Origin of the sequence: Acinetobacter sp. 148 (assembly GCF_031196675.1) — a bacterium.
Classification (GTDB): domain Bacteria; phylum Pseudomonadota; class Gammaproteobacteria; order Pseudomonadales; family Moraxellaceae; genus Acinetobacter; species Acinetobacter baumannii.
In genome coordinates, this window is record NZ_JAVIMT010000060.1 from 131,170 (window position 1) to 147,689 (window position 16,520).

Consider the following 16,520-nt stretch of genomic DNA (forward strand, 5'->3'; position numbering starts at 1 on the left):
TGTGGCTTTTTTATAGGTATTTACATTATCATGTGAAAAGTATACCAATTGATCAAATAATAAAATGTCCAGTCCAAGCCAGAAATCCCAGCTTCATGCTTTGGGCTTTCTTATTCTTGCCATGTTAAGTGTCCAAAGTAGCGCATCCTTAGCTAAAGTCCTGTTTCAGAACTTTCCTGTACTGACTGTTTCTGCAATGCGTTTATGTATCGGGGCATTTATTTTGGCTTTCATTTTTCAGATCTGGAAAATTAATTTTAGTCAGGTCCGATGGAAAGCTATTTTGAGCTATGGCTTTGCTCTTGCTGGCATGAATGCTCTTTTCTATTTATCGCTTGAACGTTTACCCATTGGTATTGCGGTTGCATTTGAATTTATTGGTCCACTCAGTGTGGCCCTTTACCATGCTAAACAAAAATATGATTTTGTCTGGGTCACTTTCGCAATTATTGGCCTCATTTTATTATTTCCTTTTAACCAAGCACATAGTTTGGACTGGATCGGAGTCCTATTTGCGATGAGCGCGGGTGCTTGTTGGGCCCTATATATTATTGCAGGGCAAAAGCCTTCTGGTATCTCAGGTAACCATACAGTTTGTTTGGGCATGACTGTAGGTGCTTGTATACTTTTACCCATTACTTTTTTCTCAGGCTCGATTGGGCAAGTTATAGAATTACCATACTTTTTTTATTTTATTGGTCTCGCTGTTTTAGCCAGTGCACTTCCATTCTCTTTAGAAATGTTAGCTCTACGCAATTTAACACCTTTAAGTTTTGGAACATTGATGAGCCTAGAACCAGCTGTTGCTGCACTTTCCGGTTTTATCTTCTTAGGTGAATACCTGTTATGGAATCAATGGTTGGCACTCGCCACTATTATTACTGCTTCTGTGGGTTGTACCATAACCACCCAAAGAGCCCGACAACAACGTGAAAAAACAGTAAGTTAATTCTGCAAAACCTACGAGTTGAAACCCAGTATTGACTATAATGAATCACTCTTATTTTTAAATATCAAATGAAGCGTTAAGGTACTTCCATGCAAAATCTTCCAATTATTGCTGTGCTCTATATGATTTTGTCGATGGTTTCGTATCAAATCAGCGCTTCATTTGCCAAGCAACTTATCGCAGCTTTAGATCCACTTACCGTTACTATTTTAAGACTATGTTTTGCAGCAGTGATTGTTGCCGTTATGTTCCGTTCTTGGAAAATCTGGTCTCGTTTACCTTATTTAAAATGGCGTGATTTATTAATGTACTGCGCATCTTTAGGGTTAATGAATATCTTATTTTATACCTCTCTTGGAAAATTACCCCAAGGGATTGCGGTAGGTCTAGAATTTATTGGTCCATTAGGCCTAGCCCTAGTTTCTATCAAACAAAAGAGCGAATATATCTGGGTAGCTTTTGCCATGCTGGGTATTGCACTCATGGTACCTTGGCAAGATCCAACTCAACACCACTTTTCTTACGTAGGTGCAGCCTGTGCTTTAGGCGCAGGGCTTTGCTGGGCATTCTATATTTATTTTGGTCAAAAAGTTGTAACTCAAAATATAGGAATGCATGCCTTAACCATAGGGATTACCGTATCTGCCCTCGCCTTATTACCAATTGGTATTTGGTATAATGGCCCAGCATTACTTGATACACAGTACTGGGGTAAAGCCTTACTTATTGCAGTTTTAGCGACTGCTATTCCCTATGCACTCGACCTAATGGCACTCAAACAACTTAATAAATTAACTTATGGCACCCTAACAAGTTTAGCGCCAGCATTGGCAGCATTAACAGGTTTCTTATTACTTCACGAAGAAATCAGCATGCTGCAATGGGTGGCTTTAGCTTGCGTAATGCTAGCGTCAATTGGGGTTACTTTAAGGAGCAAAACAGCATCATAGGTGTAGCTTATTGCTGTTTTTTATACTTTTTATATTCCTTCAAATATTTATTGCCTAGCGTTTCTTTTTCACTATCTTTAAGAATTTTACCGGCTTGCTGAAAAAATTTATGTTCTTCTTCTTTTAAGTGGTGATGGACTTTTTCGCTCAACTGTTTAGCGGTTGCCAACCAACTTGGGCTACTCATATCCGTTTTTTCAAGTTGCTCGACCAACTCATCCATTTCATGGTGTTCAGATAAAGCATGTCTCGTAATATCCAAACCGACATCATCAAACATTAAAGGGATATATAAATAACGGTCTTCGGCAACTGAGTGAGCATAAAGTTCGTTTTTTAATGCATCAAATAATTCTTTTCGTTCTTCGGTTAAACCATGTGTCTGGATTAATTGTTCAGAAAGGTTGCGTTGATTTTCGTGGCTTTCTCTTAATGCTTCGAAAATATTCATTCTCTTCCTCATTTTTAGTTAAAAAATCTTTTTTATTTCAAGGTTTATCGTACGGCAAAATTTATATTATTTAAGTAGCTTAAAATGAGACTATTTTTTACACAGTTTTCTTTCTAGTAAGTTTCTGTAATGATTTTTATATTTATAGCTTTAAATGATACACAAAAGTATGAACCACTCCTCAGGAACAGTTCATACTTTTATCTTATTTAACCTGTAACAAACATTTGATATCCCAAACGGCAAATCAGGATACTCACCAAAATTAAAAAGATAATACGTACAAAACCACTACCGTATTTAAGCGCGGTACGCACCCCAACAATAGAACCTAGCACGTTAGCCGCTGCCATCATTAAACCAATATGTAAAATAGCGTGCCCAGTTGGGATGAGGAAACTCAGCGCAGCTAAGTTAGTCATAAAATTACCGATTTTTGACAACGCCGAAGCATGTAAAAAATCGACTTGTAAAAAACGAATGAAGAAAAAGATAAAGAAACTACCAGTACCCGGTCCGAAAATACCGTCATAAAAGCCAATCGCCAGACTACCGATACCAGCTAAAACGAGCATTTTCGTAGTAATTTTTTGCTCGGTATGAACCTGTCCGAAGTTCTTTTTAACTAGGGTATAAATCGCAATCACAATCAACATCACGAAAACGAAAGGACGCAATACCGATTGAGGGATAAGCGACAAACAAGCTGCACCTGCGAAAGAACTAATCAAAGCACAAATGGCAATAACGGCTAAAAGCTTCCATTGCAACTTTACTTTTTTAGCAAATGTATAAGCTGCCGATGCCGTACCAAAAATGGATGAGACTTTATTGGTACCAATCACCGTAGCAGTCGACATGTTAGGAAAAGTGCTCATGATCCCGGGAATCTGGATGAGTCCGCCGCCACCAACAGCAGCATCAATTGCTCCCGCAGTAAACGCAAAAAAGATCAAACTAAGGATAACATCCCATTCCATGCCCATGTTTTATACTCTACATCTACTACAAATTTAAGATACGTTTAGGTACCAACCGTTTTTTATCGGTAATTTCAGCTAAACCTAAACAGCGTTCACCCGAAAAAACCAACACTTCTGCTTCTGCAGAATGATCAATATTGCTTTCTAGACCGTTACAAAAATATTTTTCCCGTCCTTCGGGAACCTGAATTTTTAAGAAATGGTCAATTGGAGCATATACGGGCAGTAGCAAAGCTTCTCTTTGCTCTTCCGTTAAGCTTTCCAAATATTCAATGGTATAACTTGGGATGAGTTCAAAATGTCCAGTTTGAATACGGTGAAGCATCGTTAAATGACCACCACAACCAAGTGCCTCACCAATATCTTCACCTAACACACGAATATATGTTCCTTTAGAACAAGTTACATCTAAAGTGATACTATTTTCATTAAATTCAATAAGTTCTAAGGCATAAATCGTAACCGGGCGTGTCTCGCGCTCAATCTCTATACCCTTTCTGGCCAGCTCATATAGTGGCTTACCTTCTTTTTTTAATGCCGAGTACATCGGTGGAACTTGTTGAATATCGCCCCTAAACTTTTCTAAAGTTTGCTCAATAAGCTCTTTGCTAAGAACCGGGATAGGACGTTCTTGTAAAATATCGCCTTCAACATCGCCTGTTGTTGTAGTTTGGCCTAATCGAACAGTAGTTTGATAACGCTTTGTCGAGTCCAGCAAGTAATGTGAGAATTTAGTGGCCTCTCCTAAACAAATAGGAAGTAAACCGGTTGCTAATGGATCTAATGCACCAGTATGACCCGCCTTTTGGGCACGGTAAAGCCAACGCACTTTTTGCAAAGCAGCGTTAGAACTTAGCCCTAATGGTTTATTTAAAAGAAATACACCACTGATATGGCGACGAGAAATTTTTTGATTTTTTGTCGTCATTTTTACTGGAACACAAAGCTAGAGAAAAGTGCCGACATGTTAGCAAATTCAGCAAGATATTTTCATAATATTTAGGTGCCTTTTCACTTATTTTATGGCACATTAATGATCGAGTAAAAAAACAACAAATGAAAACTTAAGGAAGATATCTTTATGCAAAGGATGCAGAAAAAGATATGGTGGTGTGTGCTCGGATTTTTTATTTTGAGCCTCATCGCATGTGTGTATTGGCTAAGCCCAGACTCGGAAAATACTTCACCTCAGCCAAATCAGGATGAAGCTAGGTTGGTAGCTACTTCACAATCTACTTTAAATTCACCATTAAACGAAAATACTTATTTGAGTAAAAGTCAGCAAGATACTCAAGTTAACTGCCAATTAAAAATTAATAGTTCACAGCATTTAGTTGTGAATAGCCAAACCCGTGACTGCTTTGAATATTTTATTACGCAGTATGGCGAGAGCAATTTACAACAAGTTAAAACTCATTTTGAGAAATTTATACAAGATCAGTATTTAGAACCAGCCCGCTCACAGATTATTGATTTGTGGACGCGTTATTTAAAATACCGTGAGCAGCTTGCACAAATTCAACCGCCTCAATCTAAACAACAAGATCAAAATTATTTTCAAAAGATCTTCAGTTCAATTCAAGATATAAGAAAACGTTTCTTCTCTGCCTCTGAAATTGAAGGGTTATTTTCAACAGAAGACATTTATCAGAACTACACATTAGATCGCATGAAGATTTTAGAAGATTCATCTTTAAGCGAAATTGAAAAAGCTAAAAAACTCAAAGAGCGCTTTGAACAATTACCAGAAGACTGGCAAGAAAACCTACAAGAACTCTCAAAGCTTGATGATTTACACACACTGACCAAACAAATTAAAGCTCGCAATGGTTCAGCAGAGGAACTTCGGCAAATGCGTACAGCACTTGTTGGAGCCGAGGCAACTCAACGATTAGAAACTTTAGATATACAGCGTAATGCGTGGCAACAGCGAGTGACTGGCTACTTAAATCAACGTGATGAAGTCTTGCATAGCAATATGAGTGACAGCGCTAAAAAACAAGCTATTCAACAACTACGCCAACAACAATTTAGCTCATCGCAAGAACAGCTTCGTCTTAGAACTTTTGAAACAGTCCATGACCAAGGAGGTGAACTACCCTTTAACTACTAGGCTTTTCTATTTCAAAGTGAGCCAAACCTTATCCAGCAGTAGAAGCTGCTTCTCATACAAAATAAAAATAGTGAGTAAAAAATGAAAAGGAACTTAATATTTTTCTGTGCTGCAATACTCTCAGGACTGAGTGTTTCAGCAACCCATGCCACAAATGCCGAGCAAGTCAAAAGCTCATTCGTCTATTCGACTTATGCACAAACCAAATATCCATTGGTTTTTAACCATGGTATGGCGGGTTTTAACCGAGTTGGAACAGATACGCTTGGTCTGGACTACTGGTATCAGATTCTTCCTGATCTTGCGCGTAACGGAGGAAATGTCTGGGCAACAAGAGTTTCACCGTTTAACTCAACTGAAGTTCGTGGAGAACAACTTGCCCAACAAGTAGAAGAAATTATTGCCATCACCGGAAAGCCTAAAGTCAACTTGATCGGACATAGCCACGGGGGACCAACAATTCGCTATGTCGCTGGGATCATGCCTGAAAAAGTCGCTTCGCTTACTACTATTGGTGCACCTCACAAAGGATCGCCAATGGCAGATGTCATCCTGAATGTTGAGGGTACTCCTCTATCCGGGCTGGCAACATTAGTAAACTGGTTTTCCGCAGCAATTACTTGGGCAGGAGGTCTAGACCCAAATAGTTATCCGCATGACTCCCTAGCAGGTGCCCACAGTTTATCGACTCAAGGCTCTGCACAGTTTAATGCCCAGTTTCCAATGGGTGTTCCTACCACGTCTTGTGGTGAGGGTGCTTATCAGGAGAAAGGCATTTATATGTATTCATTCTCTGGTAATAAAGCGCTGACGAACCCATTAGATCCATTTGACATGGCATTGACAGGAAGTAGTCTAGTAGTTGACCCATTTGGGGATAATGATGGACTTGTGTCTCGATGCAGTGCCAAATTTGGTAAAACTATTCGTGACGACTATAACTGGAATCATTTAGATGAAGTCAATCAGGTCATGGGAATACGTTCTATTTTTGCAGCAGACCCTGTATCGGTTTACCGTCAACATGCTAACCGTTTAAAACTTCAAGGATTATAAGCTTTAAAACAAAAAATGCGCCAAAAGGCGCATTTTTTACTCGCTATAAGCTTACGCTTTACGAGCTGGTAATTTTTCACGAATACGTGCAGCTTTACCAGACAAGTCACGGAGGTAGTAAAGTTTAGCACGACGAACGTCACCACGACGTTTCACTTCGATTTTAGCAACAACTGGTGAGTGAGTTTGGAATACACGCTCAACACCAACACCGCTAGAAATTTTACGTACTGTGAACGCAGAGTTCAAACCACGGTTTTTCTTAGCGATTACAACACCTTCAAATGCCTGAAGACGTTCACGGTCACCTTCTTTTACTTTAACTTGAACAACTACTGTGTCACCAGGAGCAAATTCAGGAAGGTCAGTTTTTAACTGTGAATTTTCAATAGCTTGAACTAAAGGATGTTTACCACTCATTGTGGGAATCTCCAATATGTGCGGAGTCAGAAGAGGCCTGAGTTTCCGCTGGGGATAGAGGCTAAAGCGCATATCAACCCGTTTAACTTTCCCTTTACGACAACCGTAAAGAGCCTTAAGTACACATAAATCTATAAAAAATAGACTTATGCTTTAATTCGAAGCAAAGCTTCTCATCTTTTGCTCAGAAAAACACAGGGGATGTGCTTACCCTTGTTCATCTGACAGCCATTTTTTTTGCTGCTTAGTCAACGTAACCTTTTCAATCAACTCAGGTCGACGCTCTAAAGTTCGTTGATAACGCTGCAAAAAACGCCATTTCTCAATATTGGCATGATGTCCCGACTTTAAAATTTCAGGAACATCTAAACCTTCAAACTGGTCTGGCTTAGTGTATTGCGGACAATCCAAAAGACCATCTACAAAAGAATCCTGTATCGCTGATTGCTCATCTGACATTACATTCGGCAAACGGCGAATAATACTATCAAGCAACACCATGGCAGGTAGTTCACCACCAGATAAGACGTAATCTCCAATCGACCATTCCTGATCAACATAATGCTGGATCAAACGCTCATCGACGCCTTCATAACGCCCACACAATACAATTAAGCCATCATAATCGACAAACTGCTGTACTGCCTGTTCATTTAAAGTTTTGCCTTGTGGAGACATATACACCACAGGTACATGAACACATCCTGCTTGCGAAGCAAGTTGTTTGGCATGGTTAATTGCTTTTGCCAAAGGCTCCGCCATCATCACCATACCAGGGCCACCACCAAATGGACGTTCATCCACTCTTCGGTAATTCCCTTCAGCAAAATCACGTGGATTAATACAAGTGACTTGTACTATGTCACGTTTTGCTGCACGCCCGCTAATCCCGTAGGCTGTAATCGCTTCAAACATTTCAGGAAAAAGCGTAATGACTGCAAAAAACACCGCAGACTCCTCTATTTTCCTGCTGCGTTAATCCTATAAAAAGGATTAATAATCTACGCCCCAATTGACGTAAATGCGACCAGCTTCAAGATCAACGCGTTGCACCACATCTTTATGCCACGGGATCATGCGTTCTTCTGAATCAATGCTGTCTGGTGTAGCGCGTACAACCATCACATCATTGGCTCCAGTTTCAAACAACTCATGAATTTGCCCCAAGTTCACTTCCTGTTCGTCGTCATCAAGACCTAACACTGTTAAGCCTTTCAAATCTGACCAGTAGTACTCATCTACATCTGCTTTCGGCAGTTGAGATTTAGCAATCCAGATATTAGCGCCAACCAAGCTTTCTGCTCCTGTGCGATCACTCACACCTTTTAGAGCAACAACTAGGCCTTTGCCATGTGGTTTCCAACGTTTTACATCAACGATTTGCCAACCGGCCTTGGTCTCGATGTACCAAGGCAAGTAGTCAAACATATTGCTCATGGGTTCTGTATTGGAATACACCCAGAGCCACCCATTTAATCCATAAGCTGAACGTAACTGTCCAATCTGAATACGATCTTCGGGAACATTCTGTGTTGGTGTCATGGGCTACCTACTACAATAATTATGCAGTAGCTTTTTTAGCTTGAGCAGCCAAAGAAGCAACACGTTCAGAAGGTTGAGCACCTTGAGAAACCCAGTGAGCAAAACGGTCTGCGTCTAAACGAAGTTTTTCTGCTTGACCTTGTGCAGTTGGGTTAAAGAAACCGATACGCTCGATGAAACGACCATCACGTGCATTGCGGCTATCAGTCACAACGATTTGATAGAATGGACGTTTTTTTGCGCCGCCACGTGCTAAACGAATAACAACCATGATAAAAGCCTTATAATTCTTACGGATTATCCCTGCGCCGACCATCGGCAACACTTCAAACCCCTTTCATAGAGGGCGACATTCTACGTGATTTTCACCCTGAAAGAAAGATTAAATTTTGAGTTATCCGCAGTTTTGAATTTAAATTACTCTGTCCAACTTGATGAAGCCGATAGTGCACAATCTGTAGCACCTTTTGCCCAAAATTTTTGCCCTTGATCATTTAAGCAAATAATTCCATCACCAGCTTGTGAAGTATTAGCGATTGGTGTTGCCGTAAGCACCCATGTCGAATCGTTTAAAGTAGTAAAAGCTAAAGTATATAAAGCTTTGCCCTGAAGAGGACTCACATTAGAGCCATAAATTGATTGTATAGTTGCATTTGAGGGATAACGGTTATTCACCATTTTTTGAGACTCTAAAGTCTGCGCAATATTCATCATTTCGGATTGAACAGCAGTACGATGTCCTTTACGCAAATATTGTAAATATGAAGGGGTGGCTATAGCCGCTAAAATTGCAACTATTGCTACCACAACCATAATTTCAATTAAAGAAAAACCATTCTTCACTGCCAAACCTCACTGTTCGTTTCACATGTATTACAAGTAGTCGTACCACCACAATCATTATCAACGGCTGTAACTGTTAAACTTTGACAACGCAAACCTGAATTCTTAGCAATAAAATTAAAGTTTCTTGAATCTGTAGTTGTCGCTTTAATGACCCATGTTTGCCCATTTGCAGCAGCATTCGTCAATAAATTTCCTGTCGTCGTATCATCAGTAATCTGAATCGTATATCCCCCGCGAGGTAGGGTTATAGAGGTTGTGGTAAACCCCCTATAAGTAAAATTTCTTGATTTATGCTGTTCCAATTGTTCAGCTAATTTCAAAATTTCACTTTTAGCCGCAGATGCAGTAGCTCTACGGCTATAACTTTGATATGAAGGGATAGCAATTGAAGCAAAAATAGCAACGATAACAATCACGACCATAAGCTCAATCAAGGTAACCCCTTGATTGAACCGTAGAATAGAGTACTTATTCATAAGCTGTTCCTTCTAGCGATAGCGCTCATACCAGCGCACAGGAAGTAAATGACTTGTACATTGCCACTCACCTGTTCCGTTCTCGTTTCCAGACAGCTGTAATTTCCCACAACTATTAGTCACAGGAGGTTCATCTCTTTTTGGAACAAATGTGATATTACGAATACCTGCACCAATGACATTTGTATTACATTCAGAGACTCCAGCTGGACAGTTACTACCAGTTTTTGTTTGAAACCCGCTCGGGTTTTCTTTATTTGAATTAATGGTTCCATCCGGATTAAGACAAGCACCAAATGGTAAACAATAAGTTTGTCGGTCTGTTTCTCCCACAACACGAGGTAGACAAGGATCTGCCGCAACAATTCCCGTTCCTTGAGGGTCATAAACTGGAATAATTAAATTACCCGTAATTGCCATTGGTTCCTCAAAAGCTTTGAGTCCTCCTTTAATACGAAAACTATTATTAGCTTTTTCTGTACCATCGCTCGTACTAGAAAGCGAGCGATACCAACCACCTTTACCTACTCCTGTAGTGGGGAAGAAAATTTGAGCTACTCTTGTTTCACCTGTTCTTAGAATTTGTGGATTTTTTCTTAAGCCTGTCCGTGTAATATCTTTTGTTTCAAGCTGATTATCAGTTAAAGACATTAAGTTCTTTTTAACAAAGTCTTTATCAATAATTCCATATACATTATTTACAGGACGTCCACTTAATGCACTTGCAGGCGTCATACCTTCACGACCTGTGAGTGGGTAAACGTCTAAAGGTGTACTACGGTCTCCTGATGCAATACCTACTGTAATAAAAGTATGAATTCCATAATCGTGGATCGTTACTGTTGGAGGCTCATAAAAACGAGGAGCATTCCCACCTGTATAATCATTTGTGCCATCATAAGTTGAATCATTTGTTGCTAAATTCGCTAAACGCACAACTCTGACACCAAAACTGCTATAGGTCGAATTGGTTTTTGTCTGATTATTATTAAGGTCCACGCGAAAAATTTGTCCGCCTAAATCTCCAAAATATAGATGGTCGACTAAGCCATCAGCATCACGGTCTAAAGTACTAATACGGCTAACAATACTATGCTTCATATTGGCGTTATCAGTATTAGAACCTGTATCACTTGTCCACCACAAACGCTGACCAGTTTTTGCGTCAATAATATAGACAGCGTTTCCTTTTGCTTTTCCATTGGTAAAGCAAGCGTCAGTCAACGTAATATTTGGTTTTTCATAACACTGATCATAACCACCGCCAACAATCAGGACGCGTCTAATAGAACCGTTATAACGGATGTTCGCGAGTACGGGTTTAGACCAGCTTTGCCCCATACGGCTATAGTCAGTCTGGTCTGCCCCTATTCTAAAAAGCAGTTTCGGTGAAGTAGGGCTTAATACATCTAGTCCGTAGTAGCTACTTCCCCCCATGCGCATGCCGCCATAAATATTCATTTGCTTTGCAGTTACTTTTGATACTGCCGAGCTACCACTTCCCACTGTAGTAATATTATAGGCTGGATCAGATACCCAAGCTCCGTCCATACCATGAGCGGGAGCTGAAGCATCACTTTGACCAACAACTAAAGCTTTGGAAGCAACTGAATCATTTAAAATATCTGCAGGAACAAAGACCATTTGCTCAATACCAGATGAAGCATCCACAATATGTAATCCGCCTTCCATAGTTCCATAGAGGATAGATTGTTCTCGGGCAGATGTTAAATTCCCATTATCATCTAGTGTTCCATTGTAGGTTAGTTGAACCGGTAAAGAGTGAATACTTCCCCCCATCGATAAATAAGGTTCATTCGATGTAACCAAAGATGAAGGCAGAGTTGTTGCATTAATATCTGTTGAATAACCTAAATAATTTAATATTTTTAATTTCAAGCTTATAGGAAAAGCTTTTAAAATATTTTGTCCAGTTGATGGATCAAATTTACCTAAAACATAACTTGCTGTATTAGCCACCGTATCAAAAGGATTAGTTCCTTCTGGTGGAGCAGCTGGAATTTTTAGCAAATTAGTTCCAGAAGTTGAAATTTTCGTTAAGCTACCATCTGCTGCAACGGCGGAAACATCAGTAAATAAGTTGCGGATTTTACTTTGTACTGCGTAATAATATTTTGTGATATTCCCTTCTGCATCACGTGTTTCAGGTTGTCCAGCAATGGGTAAAGGCACATTCGCATATGAACCACCTAAAAAGACTTTGCCTCCGTCAGTATAAGTAGAGCTATTCCAATAATCCTTTGTTCCAGTCCTAAAAGCCCCACTTGCATTGTAGACTAATCCGCCAGAATTGGCCTCAAAAGCACCTGCATTCGCTCCAGATAAAACAACATGATATTTCTTTAAATTTCCACGCCATGTTAAGTACGTGTTAGCTGGATTTGGCTCAAAAGCTCGTAAATAACCATATTCCTGTAAATTTTTGGGATTCAATGCATCATATGGAACTGAGATAGCACCTGTGGTTAAGGGTTCTAAAGGAACTTTATCTAAATTATTAATAAATGCGATAACGCTGTCTGTTACGCCTTGTGAACTCTGAGTAGGGAAAAAACCACCATTCCCATAACCTGGTGCAGCTACCGCATTTGTAGATTGATTCGGTGAACACGCATCATCTCCTTTTCGGTCAGACTGGGTTCTCGAACTTAAACGGCAGGCATTTTTTACATCAGAAGAATTCAAACTAGAAAAGTCACTACCAAAACCGACAAATGCTGTTTGAATAGAAACTCCGGCAGGGTTCTTTGTTTTATCAAATAATCTTTTTGCAAACTCCCCCATACAAGCCCAACCAGAGTCTGCCGTAGTGTTAGATAAACCTCCAGAACAATTAAAATCAGCTCCAAAAGTACTACCTAAAGCAGTCGACATGACACTTGCCGAACGTGTATTTGTTGTATTGTTCGGTTCGCCATCCGATAAGAAGTAAATACCTTGTCCATCACAACTCTGGCGATTCGCTACTGCAGGTAAAGGTGACTGATACACTGCATTGGAGTTAGTAGCATTTCGGTCTACAACAATATTCGGATTGCTAGCTGTATCATTTGATTTAGATTTTGGAATACCGCTATCTGCATTTGCTACAGCATAATTAAAAGTGGTGTAGTAATAAGTATAGTAATAAGTCCAGTCAGATGAAGTATCATAAGCAGTAGCATTATCCACACCTGGATTATTTGTTGACCAGCTACTCCAATAACTATTTGAACGACAAGGTTGCCATAGGTTGGCTGTATCAATTTGCGAATCACGGTAATTAGTACAATATGAATATTCAGTTCTATTATCAGATCTTCTTACACGTTTGATATAACTATCTTTACGAATAGCATAATTCGTCTCTGAATATGTGGTTGTTCCCATCAAATAAGCAGCCGCTTCAGCATAAGCGTGGGCTGAAGGTGTTGAGCCTCCTGCAGTTAAATTAGCAACAGCTTGTTTTAATTTATAACGTTGTGAGCCTACCGTATTTAAAGTACTCGCATCTCCTAAAGGAGCAGCAGCCACCAAGATTTGTCCACTTCGGCTGTCGCCATTTGCCGAGAAATTTCCTAAACCTACTCGCGTATCATTTAAGACAGGGTTATTGCTAGCCAAAAAAGCATTCATACCATTTTTAAGCATGGCTAAGCGGTTTTCACCATAACTATTGTTGGTCATACTTCCTGATGTATCCAACATCATCACAATTGTTTTTTTACCTGCTGTAGGTGAGGCATAAATTTGTAAATCACTTGCCTGCACCACAGAGCTTGTCATCAGCCATGTGAATATTATTGAGCTTGAACAGACGGCATACCATAAATTATTTGGCTTAAAATTCTTCAATTTTAGTTTCATGATATTCCCCATTATGAACCTGGTGCCGTGATTTCAGTCAGCTTATTGGTATAGTTAAATTCTTGAACTTGAGTACTAAAAGGTACGTTATGGTTTGCCAAACAATCAGCTAGGGTTTGCTTATCCGTTAATGCACTATCAAAGTTGTCACTAATTTTTGCGGAACTCGTACTTAAGCAATCAGATTGCAGAGTTTCTAAAGAAGTCGAGGCATAAGCAGGTAAAAACGCTGTTGTAATAACCCGAATACGTTGCGTAGATAGCATGCTTTTAGGAAGTTGGGTTCCTTCGGAAAGATTTATGTCCCGAGGTAGATTTGAACCCGGAATATCAGCCATGGCATCGGTTGGGATACTGACAGCAACTTGAGTAACTACCGCTTGACGATTACTCCCATAGTCACTTGTTAAATCGCAGAAACCTGCTACTCCACCATCTTCAACCACAGCATTATTGGCGCTGCCAGCTCGAAGCAAACTTGCCCCCCGAGTTTGAGCAAAACTTACAGATGTAGAAGTTGGTTTATAGCAAAAGTTATATTCCGCACCAGGGTTACTTTCATGTGCTTTCAGTGCTGCTCCAATCACATTGGTAATATTTGTCAATGTGGTTGGGTTCATCTGTACAATAAGCTCTAACGGAGTATCTGAAGATTGAAAGTTTAATTGGCCAACTTGGCTATTAGTTGCAACTTTTAGAGAAACAATCGCTACTCTTATTGCCAAAACCCCGACAGAAATAACAATCAATAAAATAATAAGTACAACAATAAGTGTGGCACCCGTTTCCTTAGATCGACCTTTAATATTTTTATAATTTAAATGGGTCATATTGTTTCCCCCATTGCATTGCGTAAAGCAATTGTCACGCTATATACGCGTCGTAAAAAGCGAGTTCTGTTATCAGCAGCATGCACATTCTGATCTAGCATAAGAAAAGACTGATTAGGGTCTATTGCCTTATTTTGAGCATTATTTGTAGAACGGGCTAATACCGATATTTGTATTGACAGAATTCTTGGAGCAGCCACAGCTGGACTCGCATCTCGAGCAGCTTGTGCAGCCACCCGATACTGAGGAATTGTGTAATAAGCAAAATTACCAGCTGCGTTTTTCGCACCTAATAAGACATGAAAATGGTCAATACGAGGCAGTATAATTTGCCCTGCATCTCCTAATCCATTAACGATATCAGGTTGCGCTGTAGCACTAACCGCAGGGGTATTCGCATCACATGCAAGTGCATAATCCTGTTGAGAGCTACCATTATTATCAACACGTAAAAAATACCGTTGAACTATTAGGTCCCCCGCTAACACATTCACACCTTCACAATTAGTCATATTAGTCGGGGCAATGAATTGAATAGTCAGTTGATCGCTTTGTACTTCAGCATTTGAACTATTCTGTATATTTGAAAGACCTTTCCAGTGGTTATTCACTGTACTTACCGTATCACCTGCACCACGGCTTAATAACGCTTCCGGAATATAAGTATTTGTATCAACTTTTGGAATAAAATTAATATTGTTGGCATTTGTTGCTGTTGAACCTGTTAATACAATACCTCCCCAAGGCGTTGTATCTGTTAATTGTGGATTTACAACATTTCCATAATTTAGAAGCCGTATATCACGTGCCATATATTCCAAACCAAAAATACCGCTGTCCTGGATTTCAGCATTGGCCTTTTGCAATCGGCTCGATAAAAGCCCTCCAATAAATAGCTGTGTTGCAGCAGCCACTAATATTAGGCCTAAAGCTAAGGCGACTATAAGTTCAATCAAGGTAAAACCTTGTTCTTTATTAGAAATAAATGATTGAGCCATTTAATATGCCTCCATCATTAAGCAAGTTGAATTATTCACGTAAACACCGTTATTACTCATACAACTTGAAACATCCACACTAGTATTTGTTCCATTTGTAGTAATCACTGGCGCAGTTTTACCCCAAAAGACAAATAGGCACTGGCGTTGTTGCACCATTGTATTTGTAACGCCAGGGCAATTTGACATCGTAATTCTCATACCCAGTTGATTAGCATTTCTAGCTGCTTGATAGGCATCAAATTGAGCAAGTTGGGAGGCAGTACATAGAGAGTTAAAACATGACGTGGGTGCAGGAGTATCAGATGTATAGTTGCTATAACTACGCACAAATGTAGGATACTGGCTAGCTTGAGTACTATTTGTACGGATATTTTCTGCTAATCCCCTCATCACTAGAATGGCTTGAGATTTACTTAATGCTTCTGAAGAGGCATCCATAGCTCTTAGCTGCAAGGCAACATAACCTAAAACTCCAATAGCAAGTAAAATTAAGGCAACCAAAACTTCGAGTAAGCCCACCCCAGCTTGGGCTTTTTGCTTATAGTGATGCATTAACAAGTCTCCTCGGCCTTAAAAACTAAAGTGCCAAGCTTGGTCAAAATAATGACTTTCTTTTTATTTATTCTAGAATTACAAATAGATAAAAGCGTATCTTGAGTTATATTTGCCACTACTCCATTTGCGTTAAAAGCTAAAGTGGTAGTCGTTAAAGAACTTTGCGTACCATCAGCGGCTATATTTTTTAGCTCAAGAGTATTATTAGAAGCTGTCTGCCAATTTAATGAAGTGGGTGTATTTGAAGCTGTTGAGTTCAAGTTAACAGAAACATTCTGACGTCCTAAAATTGCCTGACTTTTCGCTTCTGATAAAGTGTTGATTAAGTCTCTTTGATTAGCATCCAAACGTTTACTTTCTAATAAATTTGACATTGATGGCGCAGCCATCAGTGCAATAATAGCCATGACCGCAATCGTCACCATTAGCTCGACCAAGGTGAACCCTTCTTGCGGAATAATTCCCCTCATCCCCAGAACCC

18 protein-coding genes are annotated in these 16,520 nt (G+C 39.7%); 4 read left to right on the top strand and 14 right to left on the bottom strand.

All coding sequences use genetic code 11. From position 1 onward, the window contains the following. Nucleotides 1–64: 64 nt before the first annotated feature. Together RFX69_RS09810 and RFX69_RS09815 are read left to right on the top strand one after the other, a co-directional pair. The gene (locus RFX69_RS09810) at nucleotides 65–949 is read left to right on the top strand and encodes a DMT family transporter (RefSeq protein ID WP_000098159.1); all 885 of its coding nucleotides are present in this window, start codon (nucleotides 65–67) and stop codon (nucleotides 947–949) included. A gap of 89 nt (nucleotides 950–1,038) precedes the next feature. Continuing rightward, complete coding sequence (locus RFX69_RS09815; protein WP_001180515.1) at nucleotides 1,039–1,899, top strand: DMT family transporter; 861 nt, start codon at nucleotides 1,039–1,041, stop codon at nucleotides 1,897–1,899. Between the two features lie 7 nt (nucleotides 1,900–1,906). Here the strand turns inward: RFX69_RS09815 and RFX69_RS09820 are convergent, their stop codons facing one another. The 3 genes from RFX69_RS09820 to truB form a co-directional block, all read right to left on the bottom strand. Then, entirely contained in the window at nucleotides 1,907–2,350 is a 444-nt protein-coding gene (locus RFX69_RS09820; RefSeq protein ID WP_001019905.1) for a hemerythrin domain-containing protein, read from the bottom strand. Nucleotides 2,351–2,559: 209 nt separating this feature from the next. Then, a complete protein-coding gene (locus tag RFX69_RS09825; protein WP_000525222.1) occupies nucleotides 2,560–3,336 on the bottom strand; it encodes a TSUP family transporter in 777 nt (258 codons plus the stop codon). Between the two features lie 19 nt (nucleotides 3,337–3,355). Further along, complete coding sequence (gene truB / locus RFX69_RS09830; RefSeq protein WP_272407594.1) at nucleotides 3,356–4,261, bottom strand: tRNA pseudouridine(55) synthase TruB; 906 nt, start codon at nucleotides 4,259–4,261, stop codon at nucleotides 3,356–3,358. A 153-nt stretch (nucleotides 4,262–4,414) separates the two neighbouring features. Between truB and RFX69_RS09835 the strand changes: the two genes are divergently transcribed. Further along, the gene (locus RFX69_RS09835) at nucleotides 4,415–5,446 is read left to right on the top strand and encodes a lipase secretion chaperone (protein WP_001189457.1); all 1,032 of its coding nucleotides are present in this window, start codon (nucleotides 4,415–4,417) and stop codon (nucleotides 5,444–5,446) included. A 114-nt stretch (nucleotides 5,447–5,560) separates the two neighbouring features. Continuing rightward, entirely contained in the window at nucleotides 5,561–6,502 is a 942-nt protein-coding gene (locus RFX69_RS09840) for a triacylglycerol lipase (RefSeq protein WP_085943440.1), read from the top strand. A 51-nt stretch (nucleotides 6,503–6,553) separates the two neighbouring features. Here the strand turns inward: RFX69_RS09840 and rplS are convergent, their stop codons facing one another. The 11 genes from rplS to RFX69_RS09895 form a co-directional block, all read right to left on the bottom strand. Then, entirely contained in the window at nucleotides 6,554–6,922 is a 369-nt protein-coding gene (gene rplS / locus RFX69_RS09845) for a 50S ribosomal protein L19 (protein ID WP_000014562.1), read from the bottom strand. Nucleotides 6,923–7,129: 207 nt separating this feature from the next. Next, on the bottom strand, nucleotides 7,130–7,870 hold the full coding sequence (trmD, locus tag RFX69_RS09850) for a tRNA (guanosine(37)-N1)-methyltransferase TrmD (RefSeq protein WP_005109350.1): 741 nt from the start codon (nucleotides 7,868–7,870) through the stop codon (nucleotides 7,130–7,132). A gap of 45 nt (nucleotides 7,871–7,915) precedes the next feature. After that, complete coding sequence (gene rimM / locus RFX69_RS09855) at nucleotides 7,916–8,464, bottom strand: ribosome maturation factor RimM (RefSeq protein WP_000189236.1); 549 nt, start codon at nucleotides 8,462–8,464, stop codon at nucleotides 7,916–7,918. A gap of 19 nt (nucleotides 8,465–8,483) precedes the next feature. Further along, nucleotides 8,484–8,735 (bottom strand): 30S ribosomal protein S16, encoded by a 252-nt coding sequence (rpsP, locus tag RFX69_RS09860; RefSeq protein ID WP_000260334.1) that lies wholly within the window; start codon nucleotides 8,733–8,735, stop codon nucleotides 8,484–8,486. A 146-nt stretch (nucleotides 8,736–8,881) separates the two neighbouring features. Further along, nucleotides 8,882–9,307: a type IV pilin protein gene (locus tag RFX69_RS09865; protein ID WP_000788339.1), complete on the bottom strand. Its 426-nt coding sequence runs from the start codon at nucleotides 9,305–9,307 to the stop codon at nucleotides 8,882–8,884. After that, the gene (locus RFX69_RS09870) at nucleotides 9,304–9,786 is read right to left on the bottom strand and encodes a type IV pilin protein (RefSeq protein WP_001046418.1); all 483 of its coding nucleotides are present in this window, start codon (nucleotides 9,784–9,786) and stop codon (nucleotides 9,304–9,306) included. Before RFX69_RS09870 ends, RFX69_RS09865 begins: the two co-directional genes overlap by 4 nt. Nucleotides 9,787–9,798: 12 nt before the next feature. After that, the gene (locus tag RFX69_RS09875) at nucleotides 9,799–13,653 is read right to left on the bottom strand and encodes a PilC/PilY family type IV pilus protein (protein ID WP_272407595.1); all 3,855 of its coding nucleotides are present in this window, start codon (nucleotides 13,651–13,653) and stop codon (nucleotides 9,799–9,801) included. Nucleotides 13,654–13,664: 11 nt separating this feature from the next. Continuing rightward, entirely contained in the window at nucleotides 13,665–14,483 is an 819-nt protein-coding gene (locus tag RFX69_RS09880; RefSeq protein WP_000149374.1) for a PilX N-terminal domain-containing pilus assembly protein, read from the bottom strand. After that, on the bottom strand, nucleotides 14,480–15,481 hold the full coding sequence (locus RFX69_RS09885) for a PilW family protein (protein ID WP_000079197.1): 1,002 nt from the start codon (nucleotides 15,479–15,481) through the stop codon (nucleotides 14,480–14,482). Before RFX69_RS09885 ends, RFX69_RS09880 begins: the two co-directional genes overlap by 4 nt. After that, nucleotides 15,482–16,042 (bottom strand): type IV pilus modification protein PilV, encoded by a 561-nt coding sequence (gene pilV / locus RFX69_RS09890; RefSeq protein WP_002194578.1) that lies wholly within the window; start codon nucleotides 16,040–16,042, stop codon nucleotides 15,482–15,484. It lies immediately after the preceding gene. After that, nucleotides 16,036–16,509: a Tfp pilus assembly protein FimT/FimU gene (locus RFX69_RS09895; RefSeq protein ID WP_001214065.1), complete on the bottom strand. Its 474-nt coding sequence runs from the start codon at nucleotides 16,507–16,509 to the stop codon at nucleotides 16,036–16,038. The genes pilV and RFX69_RS09895 overlap by 7 nt, the downstream gene beginning before the upstream one ends. Between the last annotated feature and the right edge of the window lie 11 nt (nucleotides 16,510–16,520).